The organism is Actinosynnema sp. NPDC049800 (assembly GCF_040656635.1).
GTDB lineage: Bacteria > Actinomycetota > Actinomycetes > Mycobacteriales > Pseudonocardiaceae > Actinosynnema.
In genome coordinates this window covers 1-14808 of sequence record NZ_JBFAMT010000006.1, presented here as the reverse complement: position 1 = coordinate 14808, position 14808 = coordinate 1, and the positions used below count along the sequence as shown (strand labels likewise).

The 14808-nt window shown below is 74.5% G+C and carries 15 protein-coding genes; 14 read left to right on the top strand and 1 reads right to left on the bottom strand.

What is annotated here, in order from left to right; genetic code table 11:
- Positions 1 to 54: 54 nt before the first annotated feature.
- The 3 genes from AB0I91_RS10150 (at position 55) to AB0I91_RS10140 (ending at position 2973) form a co-directional block, all read left to right on the top strand.
- Positions 55 to 1089, top strand: a complete 1035-nt coding sequence (locus AB0I91_RS10150) for a LacI family DNA-binding transcriptional regulator (protein ID WP_499636382.1) — start codon at positions 55 to 57, stop codon at positions 1087 to 1089.
- 10 nt (positions 1090 to 1099) lie between these two features.
- Positions 1100 to 1972, top strand: a complete 873-nt coding sequence (locus AB0I91_RS10145; RefSeq protein WP_499636380.1) for an NAD-dependent protein deacetylase — start codon at positions 1100 to 1102, stop codon at positions 1970 to 1972.
- Positions 1973 to 2067: 95 nt separating this feature from the next.
- Positions 2068 to 2973 carry a phenylalanine 4-monooxygenase gene (locus tag AB0I91_RS10140; protein WP_498773134.1) on the top strand — a complete coding sequence of 302 codons (906 nt, stop codon included), beginning with the start codon at positions 2068 to 2070 and terminating at the stop codon, positions 2971 to 2973.
- Positions 2974 to 2992: 19 nt separating this feature from the next.
- Here the strand turns inward: AB0I91_RS10140 and AB0I91_RS10135 are convergent, their stop codons facing one another.
- On the bottom strand, positions 2993 to 3616 hold the full coding sequence (locus tag AB0I91_RS10135; protein WP_498773136.1) for an SAM-dependent methyltransferase: 624 nt from the start codon (positions 3614 to 3616) through the stop codon (positions 2993 to 2995).
- A 133-nt stretch (positions 3617 to 3749) separates the two neighbouring features.
- Here AB0I91_RS10135 and AB0I91_RS10130 point away from each other — a divergent pair, with 133 nt between their 5' ends.
- The 11 genes from AB0I91_RS10130 (at position 3750) to AB0I91_RS10080 (ending at position 14597) form a co-directional block, all read left to right on the top strand.
- Positions 3750 to 4244 (top strand): SigE family RNA polymerase sigma factor, encoded by a 495-nt coding sequence (locus AB0I91_RS10130; protein WP_498773137.1) that lies wholly within the window; start codon positions 3750 to 3752, stop codon positions 4242 to 4244.
- A gap of 10 nt (positions 4245 to 4254) precedes the next feature.
- Positions 4255 to 5205 carry a hypothetical protein gene (locus AB0I91_RS10125; RefSeq protein WP_499636378.1) on the top strand — a complete coding sequence of 317 codons (951 nt, stop codon included), beginning with the start codon at positions 4255 to 4257 and terminating at the stop codon, positions 5203 to 5205.
- 307 nt (positions 5206 to 5512) lie between these two features.
- The gene (locus AB0I91_RS10120) at positions 5513 to 6337 is read left to right on the top strand and encodes a DMT family protein (protein ID WP_499615299.1); all 825 of its coding nucleotides are present in this window, start codon (positions 5513 to 5515) and stop codon (positions 6335 to 6337) included.
- The gene (locus AB0I91_RS10115) at positions 6334 to 7287 is read left to right on the top strand and encodes a polysaccharide deacetylase family protein (RefSeq protein ID WP_499615296.1); all 954 of its coding nucleotides are present in this window, start codon (positions 6334 to 6336) and stop codon (positions 7285 to 7287) included. The genes AB0I91_RS10120 and AB0I91_RS10115 overlap by 4 nt, the downstream gene beginning before the upstream one ends.
- A gap of 27 nt (positions 7288 to 7314) precedes the next feature.
- Entirely contained in the window at positions 7315 to 7464 is a 150-nt protein-coding gene (locus AB0I91_RS10110; RefSeq protein ID WP_499636376.1) for a hypothetical protein, read from the top strand.
- Positions 7461 to 8627: an O-antigen ligase family protein gene (locus AB0I91_RS10105; protein WP_499636374.1), complete on the top strand. Its 1167-nt coding sequence runs from the start codon at positions 7461 to 7463 to the stop codon at positions 8625 to 8627. Before AB0I91_RS10110 ends, AB0I91_RS10105 begins: the two co-directional genes overlap by 4 nt.
- Positions 8617 to 9672, top strand: a complete 1056-nt coding sequence (locus AB0I91_RS10100) for a glycosyltransferase (RefSeq protein WP_499636372.1) — start codon at positions 8617 to 8619, stop codon at positions 9670 to 9672. The genes AB0I91_RS10105 and AB0I91_RS10100 overlap by 11 nt, the downstream gene beginning before the upstream one ends.
- A complete protein-coding gene (locus AB0I91_RS10095; protein WP_499636370.1) occupies positions 9669 to 10592 on the top strand; it encodes a YveK family protein in 924 nt (307 codons plus the stop codon). Before AB0I91_RS10100 ends, AB0I91_RS10095 begins: the two co-directional genes overlap by 4 nt.
- Positions 10586 to 11893: a glycosyltransferase 87 family protein gene (locus AB0I91_RS10090; RefSeq protein WP_499636368.1), complete on the top strand. Its 1308-nt coding sequence runs from the start codon at positions 10586 to 10588 to the stop codon at positions 11891 to 11893. Before AB0I91_RS10095 ends, AB0I91_RS10090 begins: the two co-directional genes overlap by 7 nt.
- A 173-nt stretch (positions 11894 to 12066) precedes the next feature.
- Complete coding sequence (locus tag AB0I91_RS10085) at positions 12067 to 13512, top strand: oligosaccharide flippase family protein (protein ID WP_499636366.1); 1446 nt, start codon at positions 12067 to 12069, stop codon at positions 13510 to 13512.
- Positions 13509 to 14597, top strand: a complete 1089-nt coding sequence (locus tag AB0I91_RS10080) for a glycosyltransferase (RefSeq protein WP_498773155.1) — start codon at positions 13509 to 13511, stop codon at positions 14595 to 14597. The genes AB0I91_RS10085 and AB0I91_RS10080 overlap by 4 nt, the downstream gene beginning before the upstream one ends.
- Positions 14598 to 14808: the final 211 nt, after the last annotated feature.

Here is a 14808-nt window from a genome sequence, read left to right as displayed (position 1 = left end):
GTTTAACCTGACGTCTGTCGAGGCACTGGGGCCGATCGGTGTAACGTTCACCGGGTGCCGAGCCGCAAGCCGACGATCACCGACGTCGCCGCCCTCGCCGGGGTGTCGGTGGCGGCCGTGTCGAAGGTCGTCAACGGCAAGGGCAGCATCTCCGCGGCCACCCGCGAACGCGTCCTCACCGCCGCGAGCAAGCTCCGGTGGACGCCGTCCGCCGCCGCCGTCGCGCTGCGCTCGGCGAAGACCCGCGCGATCGGCATGGTCGCCAAGCGGTCGCCGGACCTGCTCAGCGCCGACCCGCACTTCACCCTGCTGATCTCCGGCATCGAGAGCGAGCTGTCCCCGCTCGGGTACGGCCTGCTGCTGCACATCGTCGGCGAGGAGCCGAGCGCGGAGGAGGCCGCCTACCGCAGGCTGGCCGACGAACGCCGGGTGGACGGCGTCGTGCTCACCGAGAGCCGGATCGGCGACACCCGGTTCGAGCTGCTGCGGACCCTCGGCGTGAACGCCGTGCTGATCGGCACGCCGTGGCGGGACGACCCCGTGCCGTCGGTGCAGGCGACCGGGCTCGACAGCGGCCTCCGCGCGGCCGTCGAGCACCTCGTCGCGCACGGGCACCGGCGCGTCGCCTACGTCTCCGGCCCCGAGGACCGCGTCCACACGCTCTACCGGCGGCGCGTGGTCGAGGACGCGCTGGCCGCGCACGACCTCGCGCCCAGCCACTCGATCGTCTCCGACTTCACCGCCGCCGGCGCGGTCGACGCCACCGCCAGGCTCCTCGCCGACCGCCGACGCCCCACCGCCGTGCTGTTCGCCAACGACTCCATGGCCGTGGCCGGGATGAGCGCGGCCCGCCGGCTCGGCGTCGACGTGCCCGGCGAGCTGTCGGTGATCGGCCACGACGACCTGCCGCTCGGCGAGCTGGTCTACCCGCAGCTCACCACCGTGCGCCAGGACCTCGTCGGCCTCGGCCGTGCGGCGGCGCGCGTGCTGCTCGCGTCCCTGGACGAGATCGAGGACGCCTCGGTCGACGTCCGACCGCCCGAACTGGTGGTCCGCGAGTCCACGGGCCCGGCCCCCGACCGCACGTAAAGTGGAGCGCATGCGCACACGGCCGACGTTGAGCTGGACGCCGACCGGCGCGCCGTTGCCGCGCACCACCAGCCTGGACGAGGTCGTGCGGGTGGTCGCGGACGGTCGGGTGCTGGTGCTCAGCGGCGCGGGCCTGTCCACCGAGTCCGGCATCCCGGACTACCGGGGCGCGGCGGGCAGCCTGCGCAAGCACACCCCGATGACCTACGACGAGTTCGTCGGCAGCGCCGAGGGCAGGCGCCGGTACTGGGCGCGCAGCCACCTCGGCTGGCGGACCATCGCCCGCGCCGCGCCCAACGCCGGCCACCGCGCCGTGGCCGAGCTGCACGCCCGCGGCCACCTGTCCGGCGTGATCACGCAGAACGTCGACGGCCTGCACCAGGCCGCCGGCACGCCCGACGTGGTCGAGCTGCACGGCGGCCTGGACCGGGTCGTGTGCCTGGACTGCCGGGCGGTGAGCCCCCGCGAGGACCTCGACCGGCGGTTCCGCGCCGCCAACCCGGCGTTCGAGGCCACCTCCACCAGGATCAACCCGGACGGCGACGTCGACCTGGCCGAGCACGAGGTGCGGTCGTTCCGGCTGGTCGGGTGCGCCGACTGCGCGAGCGGCGTGCTGAAACCGGACGTGGTGTTCTTCGGCGAGAACGTGCCGCGACCGCGCGTCGAGCAGTGCTACCGCCTGGTGGACCGCGCCGACGCGCTGCTCGTGCTCGGCTCCTCGCTGACCGTCATGTCCGGCCTGCGGTTCGTCCGGCGCGCCGCGGCCGCCGGCAAGCCGGTCCTCATCGTCAACAAGGGCGAGACCAGGGGCGACGTCCACGCGACCGTCCGCGTCGACCGGCACCTCGGCCCGGCCCTGACCGAGCTGCTCGCCCGGTTGTAGCGCTCCGTCCCCGAAGGCGGCCCCGATGTCACCCGACGGGGTGAGCGGTGTCCTTCGGCCGCGTGCCGGCGGAACAGCCGGGTACGCCCCGGGACATGACGAGCGAAACCGTCGACGTGCGCGCACGGACGCCGGTGGCGCCGGACGGGAGGCTCGGCGCCGCCCCGCTGCACCCCGGTCTGAGCGATCCCGCGTACGTCCGCCGCCGTGACGCGATCGCGGCCCTGGCCGAGGACCACGAGGTGGGCGCGCCCTCACCTCCGGTCGCCTACACCGAGCGGGAGCACGAGACCTGGCGGCAGGTCCACGCCGCGCTGACTGCGGCCCAGCGGGACACGGTGTGCCGGGCGGTGTTGCGCGCCCGGGACGCCGCACCCGTACCCGCCGACCACGTGCCGCAGCACGCCGAGGTCGGCGACCGCCTCCACGAGCTGACCGGGTTCCGGTTCACCCTCGCCGGCGGGCTCGTGCCGGACGAGCGGTTCCTGGGCTCCATGGCGCGCGGGTACTTCCACGCCGTGCAGTACGTGCGGCACCCGGCGATGCCCCTGTACACGCCCGAGCCCGACGTCGTGCACGACGTGTTCGGCCACGGCACGCACCTGTCCGCGCCGTGGTTCGCCGACCTCTACCGGCTGGTCGGCGCGGCGGCGTCCCGGGTGTCCAGCGAGGACGCCCTGGACCTGATCAGCCGCGTGTACTGGTTCACCCTGGAGTACGGCGTCACGTTCGAGCAGGGGCGGGTCAAGGCGTACGGGGCGGCGCTGCTGTCCTCCTACGGCGAGCTCGGGCAGCTGCACCGCGCCGACATCCGGCCGTGGGCCGTCGAACGGGTCGTGGACACGCCGTACGTCGCGGCCGGGTACCAGCCGGTGCTGTACGCGACGCGCTCGCTGGACCACGTCGCCGACGCCCTGCACGACTTCCTGGACGACTTCGACGAGGGCACCCGCGACCGCCTGGGCCTGCCCTCGCGGGCCGAGCGCGGCGCCGTCGCCTGACGTCGCCGCTCGCCCGTCCTCAGCCGCGCCTCAAGCGCAGCACGACGTCCGACCGCGTGCCGTGCACCTGCTCCGGGCTGATCACCACGCGCTCGACCGACTCGTCCACCTCCACCACCCACTCGGGGCCCAGGGCGAGGGAGTCCAGCACCTCGGCATTCGTCGGGAACCGGTAGTCCACCGGCGGGTTGTCCGCCAGCCACGTGGGCCAGCCGGCGTGCCCCACGACCAGCAGCCTCCCGCCGGGCGCCACCGCCTCGGCCGCCCGCGCCAGGATGCCCTCCCGCTCGCCCTCCGCGGCCACCGACGAGTGCAGGAACTGCGCCGAGACCAGGTCGAACCTCCCGGTCGGGAACGAGCGCGCCAGGTCGTGCCGCTGCCAGTCGATGCGCGCGGCCAGCCCCAGCTCGGTGGCCCGGGCCGCACCCCTGGCCAGGGCGACGGCGGACACGTCGACCGCGGTCACCTGCCAGCCCTGCTCGGCCAGCCACAACGCGTCACCCCCCTCGCCGCAGCCCAGGTCGAGCGCGGCGCCCGGGTCGAGGTGGGCGACCTCGCGCACCAGCAGCTCGTTGGCCTTGCCGGTCCACACCTGGTCGCGGTCGCGGTAGAACGTCTCCCAGTACTCCTCAGTTGCGTCCATGCCCCGATAGTGCGGACCACCCCGGCAGACCGGCAAAGAAAGTTGCCGATCCGGCAACTCGGCGGCCGGTGCAACCCCGCGGGGCGCAAGTGCGTAGGTGTGGTGACCGCAGGACATCAGGGGAGGGCGACGGGTGGGGCGCGACGACGAGTTCTCCCGGTTCTTCGCGAGCCGGTTCGACCAGGCTCGACGCACTGCGTACGCGCTGTGCGGCGACTGGGGCGAGGCCGAGGAGATCGCGCAGGGCGCGTTCGTCCGCCTGTACGCCCACTGGCCCAAGGTGCGGCGGGAGAGCGCGGAAGCGTACCTGCGCACCATCGTGACCAGGCTGTTCCTCGACTCGCGGCGCCGGGGCAGGCGACGTGAGCAGAGCGTGGCCTCGCCGCCGGAGTCGGCCGTCGAGGCGGACACCTCCAGCGACGAGCGCCAGCCGTTGCTGGCCGCGTTGCGGCACGTGCCGCCGCGGCAGCGGGCCGTGCTCGTGCTGCGGTACGTGCACGACCTCTCGGTCGAGCAGGCGGCGGAGGCGCTGCGGTGCTCCACCGGCACGGTGAAGAGCCAGACCGCCCGCGGGTTGCAGGCGCTCCGCGAGGCCTATCGCGGCGCGGTCACCTCGGACAAGGCCTGACGGAGGGTGCGTGATGTGGGACGAGCAGGAGTTGAGCGGCCGGCTGAAGTCCGAAGTGGACGGACCGGCGCCCGCCGTGCGGACGGACTTGGCGGACGTGCTCAAACGGGGCCGTCGCAGGTTGCTGGCGCGTCGCGTCGGCGCGTCGGCGGGCGTGCTGGCGGTCGTCGGCGCGGTCGGCTTCGGCACGGCCGCGCTGGGCGAGCTCGCCGCGCCGCCGGACGCGCGACCCGGTAGCGACGGGCCGGTGGTGACGACGTCGCCCGCGACCCCGGGTCCGGAGTGGACGACCGTGGACCGGCCGACGCGCATCGCCTACGGCACCTTCACCCCCGCGTCGACCGCGCCACCGCCGGCCGGCCGCGAGATCCTGGCCATCCCGCAGTGCGACATGGGCGCCGGCAGCCGGTTCACCACGTGGACCTCGCCACGCCCGCCCCTGCCCGTGCTGAACGCGTGGGAACTCGCGGTGGCGCAGGTCGCGTCACCCGCGAAGGTGAGCGAGCTGCACACCCGTGTGATCCCCGCCAACAAGGAGAAGCACCCCGACTCGGTGGACGGGCACGTCCAGTGGCTCGACGTCACCGACGAGCACGGCACCGGCAGCGTCGACCTGAAGGCCGGCCACACCACCGTCGACCCGGTCGCGGCGGCCGACGAGGAGGTGTTCGCGGAAGGCAACTGCGTCCCGCCGCGACGACTGGTCCGCGCGGACGGGACGGTGCTCCAGTTCTACCCGATCCGGGTGAGCGAGCCGTTCCAGTCGGTGGCGCAGGTGCTGCGCGTCTACACGACGACCGGCGCGACCTACGCGATCACCGTGGCGAACTTCGGCAGCCCGGACTTCTCTTGGCGGGAGGAGGACAGCTCGTTCGACCGCACGGGCGCGGGACGCGAGACGCTGCCGTTGACCGAGGAGCAGCTGACCAGGATCGGCCTGGCTGTCGCCGACGCCGCGTAACCACGGCCACCGCCACACGTCTGCCGTCGGCCCGCCCGGACACCGGCCACCGGCGGCCCGCGCGCCTGCCATTCGCCCGCCCATGCGCCGGCTGGTGCGGCGTGCTCCGAGCGTCGGTATTCGCGCCGGCCGACCGAGGCGTGAAGTCGTTGTGTAGTCGGCGGGTTAGCTCGATCGTGTAGTCACCTATCGCTCGAACGAGTCGAGGTCTTTCGGGTTCTACGCTCCCCTTCCGATATCGGGATCACACCGACCGCGTCCGCGTGCCGGCTGTCTCCACGGGCCGTTATCTCCAGGGGAAGGTCGCGTGACTGGCTACCTCGAACTCGCCGCGTCGGCGGTGCTGTACGCGCTGGGCATCGTCGCCCAGTCGATCGCCTCCCGGCGCGCCGACGAAGGCGGCGGCGGGCTCGGGCTGCTCGCCAGGCTCGCCCGCGACCGGCTCTACCTGCTCGGCTTCGCGGGCCAGGTGGGCGGGTTCGCGCTGGCGTTCCTGGCCCGCGCCGAACTGCCGCTGTACCTCGTCCAGGCCGGCTCGTCGTGCGCGGTGGGCCTGGCCACGCTCTTCGGCATCGCCGTGCTCGGCTGGCGGGTCCGCGTGATCGAGGTCGTGGTGCTCGTCGTGATGGCGACGGGGCTGGTGCTGCTCGTCGCGGCGGCCACGCCGTCGGCCGCGCACGACGTGCCCCAGGGCCTCGGCATCGTCCTGTTCGGACTGCCCCTGGTCGCGCTCGTGCTGGTGCAGCGCCGGATCGGCGGAGTGGTGCCGCTGGCCGCGTCCGCCGGCCTGGCGTTCGCGGTGGTCGCCATGACGAGCCGGACGCTCGCCGACGAACCGTTCCTCACCCTCCCGCTGTACCCGCTGGCGTGGTTGATGATCGCCGCAGCCCTGGTCGGCCAGTCCTACCTCGCGCTGTCCCTGCGCCGCGGCTCGGCCACCTCGACGGTCGCCACCATGGACGCCACCACCGTCGTGCTCACCTCGATCATCGGCATCGCCGCCCTCGGCGACCGGATCACACCCGGCCGCGAGTGGTGGGTGGCGCTCGGCGTCGCGCTCGTCGTGTCCGGCGTGCTGCTGCTCGGCTTCGCCGACCGCTTCGCCAAGGCGCCGGCGGAGGTGACCGGGTGAACACCGCCAGCGTCTCCCTAGACCTCGACAACCTCTGGGCCTACCTCAAGACCCACGGCGACCCCGGGTGGGAACGCCGCCCCAGCTTCCTGCCCACCGCCGTGCCACGACTGCTCGAAGCCTTCGGCACGCACGGCCTCACCACGACCGTCTTCGTCGTCGGCGCGGACGCCGAACGCGACGACGGCGCCCAGGCCGTCGCCGACATCACCGCCGCCGGGCACGAGATCGGCAACCACTCCTACGGCCACGAACCCTGGCTGCACCGCTACACCCGCGACCGGCTCGAAGCCGAGCTCGCCCGCACCGAGGCGGCCATCGTCGCCGCGGGCGCGCCTCGACCGACCGGCTTCCGGGGTCCCGGCTACAGCGTCACCCGCGACCTGCTGGAACTGCTGGCCGAACGCGGCTACCGCTACGACGCCAGCACCCTGCCCACCTGGATCGGCCCGCTCGCCCGCGCCTACCACAACCGCACCGCGCCGACCGGCGGCGAACGCGACCTGTTCGGCGGCTTCTCCCGCGTCCGCGCGCCCAACGCCGCCTACCGCTGGCGCGTCGGCACGGGCCTGGTCGAGCTGCCGGTCACCACCATGCCGCTGCTGCGCGTCCCGATCCACGGCTCGTACCTGCTGCAACTGCACCAAGTCTCGCCGCGGTTGGCCCGTGCGTACTTCACCGCAGCGTTGCATTTGTGCCGGGCACGCGGCGTTCAGCCGTCGCTGCTGCTGCACCCCACCGACGTGCTCGGCGCGGCCGAGGCGCCCGGCATGGAGTTCTTCCCCGGCATGGCGGTGCCCGGCGCGCGGAAGGTCGAGTTCCTCGGCTGGGTGCTGGGCGCGCTGCGCGAGCACCACTTCGAGGTGATCGGCACCGGCGCCCACGTCGACCGGCTCGACGCGGGCCTGCGCGAGCACGACACCGGGCTGCTGGCGCGGTGCGGGGGATGACGTCGCGGATGCGGGGGAGGGCGTGGCGTGGTGCGGCGGGTGATGCGGCGTCGCGTGGTGCGGGGGATGGCGCGGCGTCGCGTGGTGCGGGGGATGGCGCGGCGTGGCGTGGTGCGGGGGATGGCGCGGCGTGGCGTGGTGCGGGCGGTGACGTGGCGGGCGCGGTGGGCGGGATGACGTGGCTGGTGCGGGCCCTGGCGTGCGCGACGGTGCTCGCCGCGCCGCTGGAGGGCTACCTCCTGCACGTGCACGGCCACCTGGCCAAGGCGCCGTCCGCCCTGCTGGTGCTCGTCTGGGCCGTCCTGCGGGTGCGGCAACGCCGCGCGCCCGAGCCGCACCCGGTCCACGTGGTCCTCGCCGCGCTCGCCGTCGTGCTGCTGGCGTCCTGGGCGGTGCACGCGGGAGGCCCGTTCGCGACCGGGTACGCCCTGCGCTGGCTGCCGTTCCTGCTGGTCACGGTGGTGCTGATCGACGTCGTCTCCCGTGAGGTGCCGCTGCGGGCGGTGCTCGCCGCGACCGTGGCCGGAGCCGTGGTGTCGGCCGTCGGCGCGCTGCTCGGCATGGTCGCCGAGGGGCAGACCCGGGCCGCCGGGCCGCTGGAGGACCCGAACGACCTGGCCTACTTCCTGGTCGCCGCCCTGCCGCTGCTGGTCGCGCTGCGCCGCTCGGTCCTGACCGCGGCGGCGGCCGTCGTGCTGGCGGCGGGCGCGGCGGCGACGTTCTCCCGGGGCGGCGCGCTCGCCCTCACCGCCGCCGTCGCGTGGCTGCTGGCCCGCCGCGCGGTGCCGCTCAAGGCGTTGGCGGGCGGTGTGGCGGCGCTGGCCGTGCTCGGCGTGGCCGCCGTCCTGTTCGCCGGACCGGAGCTGGACCGGGCGGTGCGGGAGAAGACCCACGTCGCCGGGACCAACGTGGACACCCGCGAACTGCGCTGGCAGGCCGCCGCGCGCATGGTCGCCGAACACCCCACGCTCGGCGTGGGGCCGGGCGGGTTCCGCGAGGGCTACCCCGCTGCCTCGAACAACGCCGAGATCGACGAGCAGACCCCGGTGGCGCACAACATGTACCTGGAGATCGCCGCCGAACTCGGGGCGCCCGGTTTCGCGCTGTTCGCCGGGCTGCTGGTGTTCACCGCGGTCACGTGCGCACGGGTGCGCCGCACCACCGACGACCCGCTGCCGATCGTCGCCGTCCAAGCGTCCCTGATCGCGGTCGTGGTCGCCTCGACCTTCCTGTCCCAGCAGTACTACCTGCCGTTGTGGTCGCTGGTCGCGGTCGTGGCCGCGGCCGACCTGCGTCTGAGGAGAGCGAGCGACGTTGCGTGTGCTCCACGTGATCAGTGAGATGGGTACCGGCGGCGCCGAAGCGCTCGTCGCCGGGATGGCCAGGTCGGGCGGTCAGTTCGGCTGGCAGTCGGCCGTGGCCAGCGGCGGCGGGCACCGGGCCGAGGCGTTGCGCGCGTGCGGCGTGCCGACGTTCACCGTGCCCGTCGCCCGGCGCAGGGCGACCGGCGTGCTGCGCGCGACCACGGCCACCAAGGCCGCGATCCGCAGCTTCCGGCCGCAGGTCGTGCTGGCGCACAACGTGTCGGCCAGCCTCGTCGCGCGCCTGGCCGTGCTGCCGGGGAAGCTGCCGCTGCTGACCGTGTTCCACGGCGTCGCGGAGACCGACTACACCGGCGCGGCCCGCATCCTCAAGCGGACCTCGCGCACGGTCGTCGCGGTCGCCGACGCCACGGCCGACCGGCTGCGCGCGGCGGGCGTGCCCGACCCGGTGGTGATCCCGAACGCGGTGTTCCCGCAACCCGAACGGGTGGACCGGAACGCGGTCCGGGCGGTGCACGGCGTCGCGCCGGACGTGCCGGTCGCGCTGTGCCCGGCCCGGCTGGAACCGCAGAAGCGGCACGACGTGCTGCTGGAGGCGTGGGCGAAGCTCGACGGCGTTGCGGTGCTGTGGCTGGCCGGTGACGGCAGCCTCCGCGACGTGCTGCGCGTGCGCGCCGCCGAGCTGGGCGTCGCGGACCGGGTGCGGTTCCTGGGCAACCGCTGCGACGTGCCCGACCTGCTGGCCGCCGCCGACGTCACCGTGCTCACCAGCGACTGGGAGGGCATGCCGATCGCGGTGCTGGAGTCGCTGGCCGCCGGACGTCCCGTGGTGGCGACCGATGTGGACGGCGTGCGGCAGGCGTTGGCCGGTGGCGGGGGAGTGGTGGTGCCGCGCCGCGATCCCGGCGCGACGGCCGAGGCGTTGCGGTCACTGCTGTTCGACCCGCGGGCCAGGGCCGACCTGGCCGAGGCGGGCCGTGCGTCCGTGCGGCGCGAGCACGACCCGCGTCTGCTGATGCGGTCCTACGACGAACTGCTGCGCACCGCGATCGGAGCGTCATGAGGGGTCTGAGCGTGTTGCGGGACGTGCGCGTCCCGGAGGTGCCCGCGGTCCTGAAGCGTCCGCTGGCGGTCAGCCTCGCGATCGCGCTGCTGGTCGCGACCGCCGTGGTGGTCGCGGTGGAGGTGGCGGGCAAGGAGTACGAGAGCCGAGTCGGCGTGCTCGCGGTGCCGGCCGTCGGCGATCCCGACCAACCGCCCGAGGCCAGCTTCGGCGAGGTGGTCGCGCTGTCGCTGCCCGCGCTGGTCGAGGTGTCGCGCAGCCCGTCCGTGCTGCGGGGTCCGGCCGGCGAGCTGGGCACCACGATCGACGACCTGGCCGGCCGGGTGTCGGTGGAGCTGGTGCCGGCCTCCGGCCTGGCCCGGCTGTCGGTGCGGGCCGACAGCGCCGACCGGGCCGCGCAGGCCGCGACCCGGATCGCGCAGACCGTGGTGGATGCCGACCTGTTCGCGCCCGCCGCCCGGCTGCGCCTGCTCGACCGGCCCGAGACCACGCAGGTCGCCCCGGACCGGCCGCTGGCCTACGGCCTGGCGCTGATCGCCGGCGTGCTGGCCGGCCTGGCCGCGCACGCCGTCGGCCACCTGCGCCGGACCCGGCCGCGTGACCAGGTGCGCGCGGCGCTCAGCGCCGGTGGCGTGCGGCGGCCGGTGGCCGTGCTGCCCGACGACGACCCCGACTTGGCGCAGCGGTTGGCCTTGCTGTGCGAGGCGTCGGCACGGCCCGCGCGCGTCGTGGCGGTGGTCCCGGAGCTGGCCGACCGCGCCGAGGCCCTGGCCGGTGAGCTGCCGGAGAAGACCGGCGAGCCCGCCGACGGCGACGCGGTGATCGCGGTCGTGCCCCACGGTGGGCGGCAGGACGAGCTGGCGACCGTGGTCGGCGCGTTGCCGGCCGCGGCGACCCTGGTGGCGGTGGTGACGTGCTGAAGACCGTGGCGCTGAAGGCGGCTGTGGTGAAGACCGCGGCGTTGAGAGCTCTTGCGTCGAAGGACAAGGTGCGGGTGCTCACCGCGCTGGTGGTGTTGGTCGGGGCGGTGGCGTCGTGGCGTGCGCTGCGGCCGTCGTGGCAGGTGCCGCTGCCGACCTGGGCCACCCGGCCCGAGGAGCGGATGCAGGACTTCCGGGACGCGCTGTACTTCCCGATCCGCGAGTTCCTGGCGGGCGGCAACCCGTACGACCCGGCCACGATGGTCGAGCACTGGCCGGTGCGGCAGACGTTCAACCTCTACCAGCCCTACCACCTGCTGCTGCACGCGCCGTTCGCGCTGCCGGGGTACCGGGTGGGCGCCGTGGCGTTCGCGTTGGCGTCGCTGGTGCTGCTGGTCGCGCTCGCGGTGCTGGCGGCCGGCCGGTTGCGCCCGCACGTGCCGCTGGCGCTGGGCACGGGGGTGATCGCGACGCTGCTCGTGCTCAGCCAGGTGGGCAAGGCGCAGCTGTACGTCGGCCAGGTGAACCCGCTGATCGCGCTCGGCGCGGCGGGCGCGTTGCTGGCCCGGCGGGACGCGCCGAGGTGGGCGGCGGTCGCGTTGGCGCTGGCGTGGCTCAAGCCGCAGTTCGGCCTGCCGCTGGCGGTGCTGCTGTTCGTGCGCGGGTCGCAGCGGGTGGCGGTGACCGGGACGGCGGTCGCGGCGGTGGCGAGCATGGTCGTGGTGGTGCCGCTGGTGGTGCGGGGAGGTGGCGTCGGGCCGTTCCTGGACGTGATCGCGGCGAACCTGGCGCACGCCGGTGAGACGGCGTACGGCGCGGTGGACTCCATGACGGCGCAGCGGATCGACCTCGCGGCGGTGCTGTACCGGGTCACGGGCTGGCTGCCCGGCGGCGCGGAACCGGTCGCGCTGGTGGGTGTGCTGGTGGTGAGCGCGGTGCTGGTGCGGCGACTGGACCGGATGGGACAGCCCGCCGCGGCGGACCTGCTCACGTGCCTCGCGGTGGTGGCGGCCATGGTGCACCAGCCGGGTGACGTGCTGATCGCGGTGCCGTCGTTGGTGGCGGTGGGCGTCGTGCTGTGGCGGGGTCGGTGTGAGCGGGACTGGCGGCTCGGGCTGTCGGTGGTGCTGCTGCTGGTCCCGTTCGCGCACTTGCACTTCGTCAGCCTGGCGATCCGGGCGGTGACGGGCGCGCGGGTGGACGTGACGGTCGACGGTGTGGCCGTCGTGGTCGCGTGGGTGCTGGCGGCGGTGTTCGCGGCGACCCGCCGGTGTTCGGCCGTGGGCACGGTTCGGACGTGACGCCCGATTCGGAGGCGGGGTCGGGGTCGGGTCCGGGGTTGGGCCCGGGGTCGGGTCCGGGGTTGGGCCCGGGTTTGGGTTTGGGGGCGGGGTCGAGGTCAGGGTCGGGGGCAGGTTCGGAGGTGGTGTCGAGTTCGGGTGTGGTGCCTGGTTCGGAGGTGGCGTCCGGTTGGGTGTCGGGTCCGGGTCAGGCGCCGAGGTCGGGTGAGGCGGCGGGGTCGGTCGGGCGGCGGGCGGTGCGGGGGTCGCTCTGGTTGTTCCTGGTCAACCTCCTCAGCAAGGGCAGCCAGATGGCCGTCACGCTGGTGCTGGCCGCGTTCCTCACCGAGGAAGGGCTCGGGCTGGTGGCGCTGGCCGTCGCGCTGGTCAACATCGGCCAGGTCGTCCAGTCGATGGGCGTGTACGACGTGGTCAGCCGCACCGACCGCGACCCGCGCCGGGTGGCGGGCACGTTGCTCGTGCTCAGCGCGGGCACGGGGGTGGTGCTGGCGTTAGCGCTGGTGCTCGCGGCCGACGGGATCGCGCACGCGCTGGACGCCCCGTCGGTCGCGCCGCTGGTGCGGCTCGCGGCGGTGAGCCTGCCGTTCTCGGCGGTGGCCGGGGTGCAGATGGGGCTGCTGCACCGGGACCTGGACTTCCGCCGTCGGCTGCTGCCGGACGCGGGCGGCGCGGTGCTCGGCGCGGTGGTCGCGGTGGTGCTGGCGGTGACCGGCGCTGGACCGTACTCGCTGGTCGTCGGGTTGCTGTGCACGGCGGTGGCGCAGCCCGTGCTCGGTGTGGTCGTCGGAGTGCGGGTCCGGCCGGTGTGGGACGCGGGCGCGGCGGGTGAGGCGACGCGCTGGATCGCGGTGGTCGGGCCCGGCGCGCTGGTGGCCGTGCTGCTGATCAACGTGGACTACCTGGCGATCGCCAGGGTGCACGGGCCGGAGGCGGTCGGTGTGTACTCGTTGGCCTACCGGATCGCGTGGGTGCCGTACATCCTGGTGGCGGTGGTGCTGGGCGGCGTGGTGCTGCCGTTGTGCGCCAAGCTGATCCGCGCCGGTGAAGGGCTGTCCGCCGTGGTCGGGCGGTTCACGTCGGCCGTGCTGGTGGTGACCGGCGGCCTGTACGCGGTGACGGCGGCGTTGGCCGACCGGGTCGTGGTCTTCGGGGCGAGGTGGGCGGAGGCGGCCGTGCCGCTGACCCTGTTGTGCCTGTACGGCTTGGGGATCAGCCTGCTGCACCTGTGGTACCAGGTGCTCAAGGCCGCCGGGCACGCGCGTCGCTACCTGGCGCTGGAGGTGAGCCACCTCGTGCTGCTGGTCGGCGGGCTGGTGGTCTTCACCCGGCACGGGGTGGTGGCGGTCGCGCTGGTGCAGGTCGCGGCGGCGTGGCTGGTGGTGCCGTGCACGTGGTGGGCGTTGGCGCGGCGGGGGATCGGCCCGCCGTTGGCCTCGGTGGCGCGCGGCGTCGCCGGGGTGGTCGCGGCGGCCGGGTGTTGCGCGGCGGTGGCGTTCGGAGTCGGTGACGTGTTCGGGCCACCCGGTTCCGTGGTGGCCGCGTTGGGCGAGGGAGTCGTGTTGGCGGTGGTGTGCGTCGTGGTCGTGCTGGGCGCGAACCGGGAGGTGGTGCGCCGGTGAGGGTCGTGCACGTGAGCCAACCCGTCACGGCGGGTGTGGCGGCGGTGGTGCTGGAACTGGCCCGTGCGCAACGGGACCTCGGGTGGTCGGTGACCGTCGTGTCCCCGCCGGGGCCGCTCGCCGAACGGGCGCGCGGGCTGGGCGTGGGTGTGCGGGCGTGGCGGGCCCGTCGGCAGCCGGGGATCGGGACGGTGGGGGAGGCGGTGCGACTCCGGCGCGTGTTGCGCGGCCTGGAGGCGGATGTCGTGCACCTGCACAGCTCCAAGGCCGGGTTGGTCGGGCGGCTGGTGGTGCGCGGGCGGCGGCCGACGTTGTTCCAGCCGCACATGTGGTCGTTCCAGAGCGCCGGCGGGGTGGTGGCGTGGGCGGCCCGGATCTGGGAACGGGTCGGTGCGCGGTGGACGCACCAGTTGGTGTGCGTGAGCGACGACGAGTTGGCCGCCGGGCGTGCGGTCGGCGTGCGGGGGCCGGCGGAGGTCGTGTGCAACGGCGTGGACGTCGAGCGGTTCCGACCGGGCGACCGGGCGGCCGCGCGGCGGCGGTTGGGGCTGCCGGACGTGCCGACGGCGGTGTGCGTGGGGAGGCTGGTGCCGTACAAGGGGCAGGACCAGTTGCTCGCGGCGTGGCCGGTGGTGCGGGAGCAGGTGCCGGACGCGCTGCTCGTGCTGGTCGGGGACGGCCCGATGGCGGAGAGATGGCGGACGGCGTGCGAGGACGAGTCCGTGTGGTGGTGGGGGCACGACGATTCGGTCGCGGAGTTCTACGCCGCCGCGGATGTGGTCGTGCTGCCGTCGCGGGCCGAGGGCATGGCGTTGGTGCCGTTGGAGGCGATGGCGTGCGGGCGGTCCGTGGTGGCGTTCGACGTCAGCGGGGTGCGGCAGAGCGTCGGGGAGGCGGGAGCGGTGCTGCCGGCCGGTGACGTCGAGGGGTTGGCGGAGGCGGTGGCCGTGCGGCTGGCCGATCCGTCGGCGGCTGACCTGGAGGGTGCGCACGGGCGGCGGCGGGTGGAGCTGCTGTTCGATCGGCGGCAGGTGGCGGATCAGATCGCGACGTTGGTGGACAAGTTGTTGGTGGGGGCGCGGTGAAGGCGCGGAGAGGGGTGGTGAAGTTCGAGTTCCGCTCGGTGGTTGAGGGTGGGGCGGGTTGAGTCCCGTTCGGTGACTGCTCGCTCAGGTCAAGGCCCGTTCGGTGTGACTGCTCGGGTTGGGTCCGGCTCGATTTGACATGGGGCCCTTACGGGCACTCCAGGCAGGCCGAAGCCGGCAGGCCCGGCGGGGAAGAGCGTCCCGCCAGGCC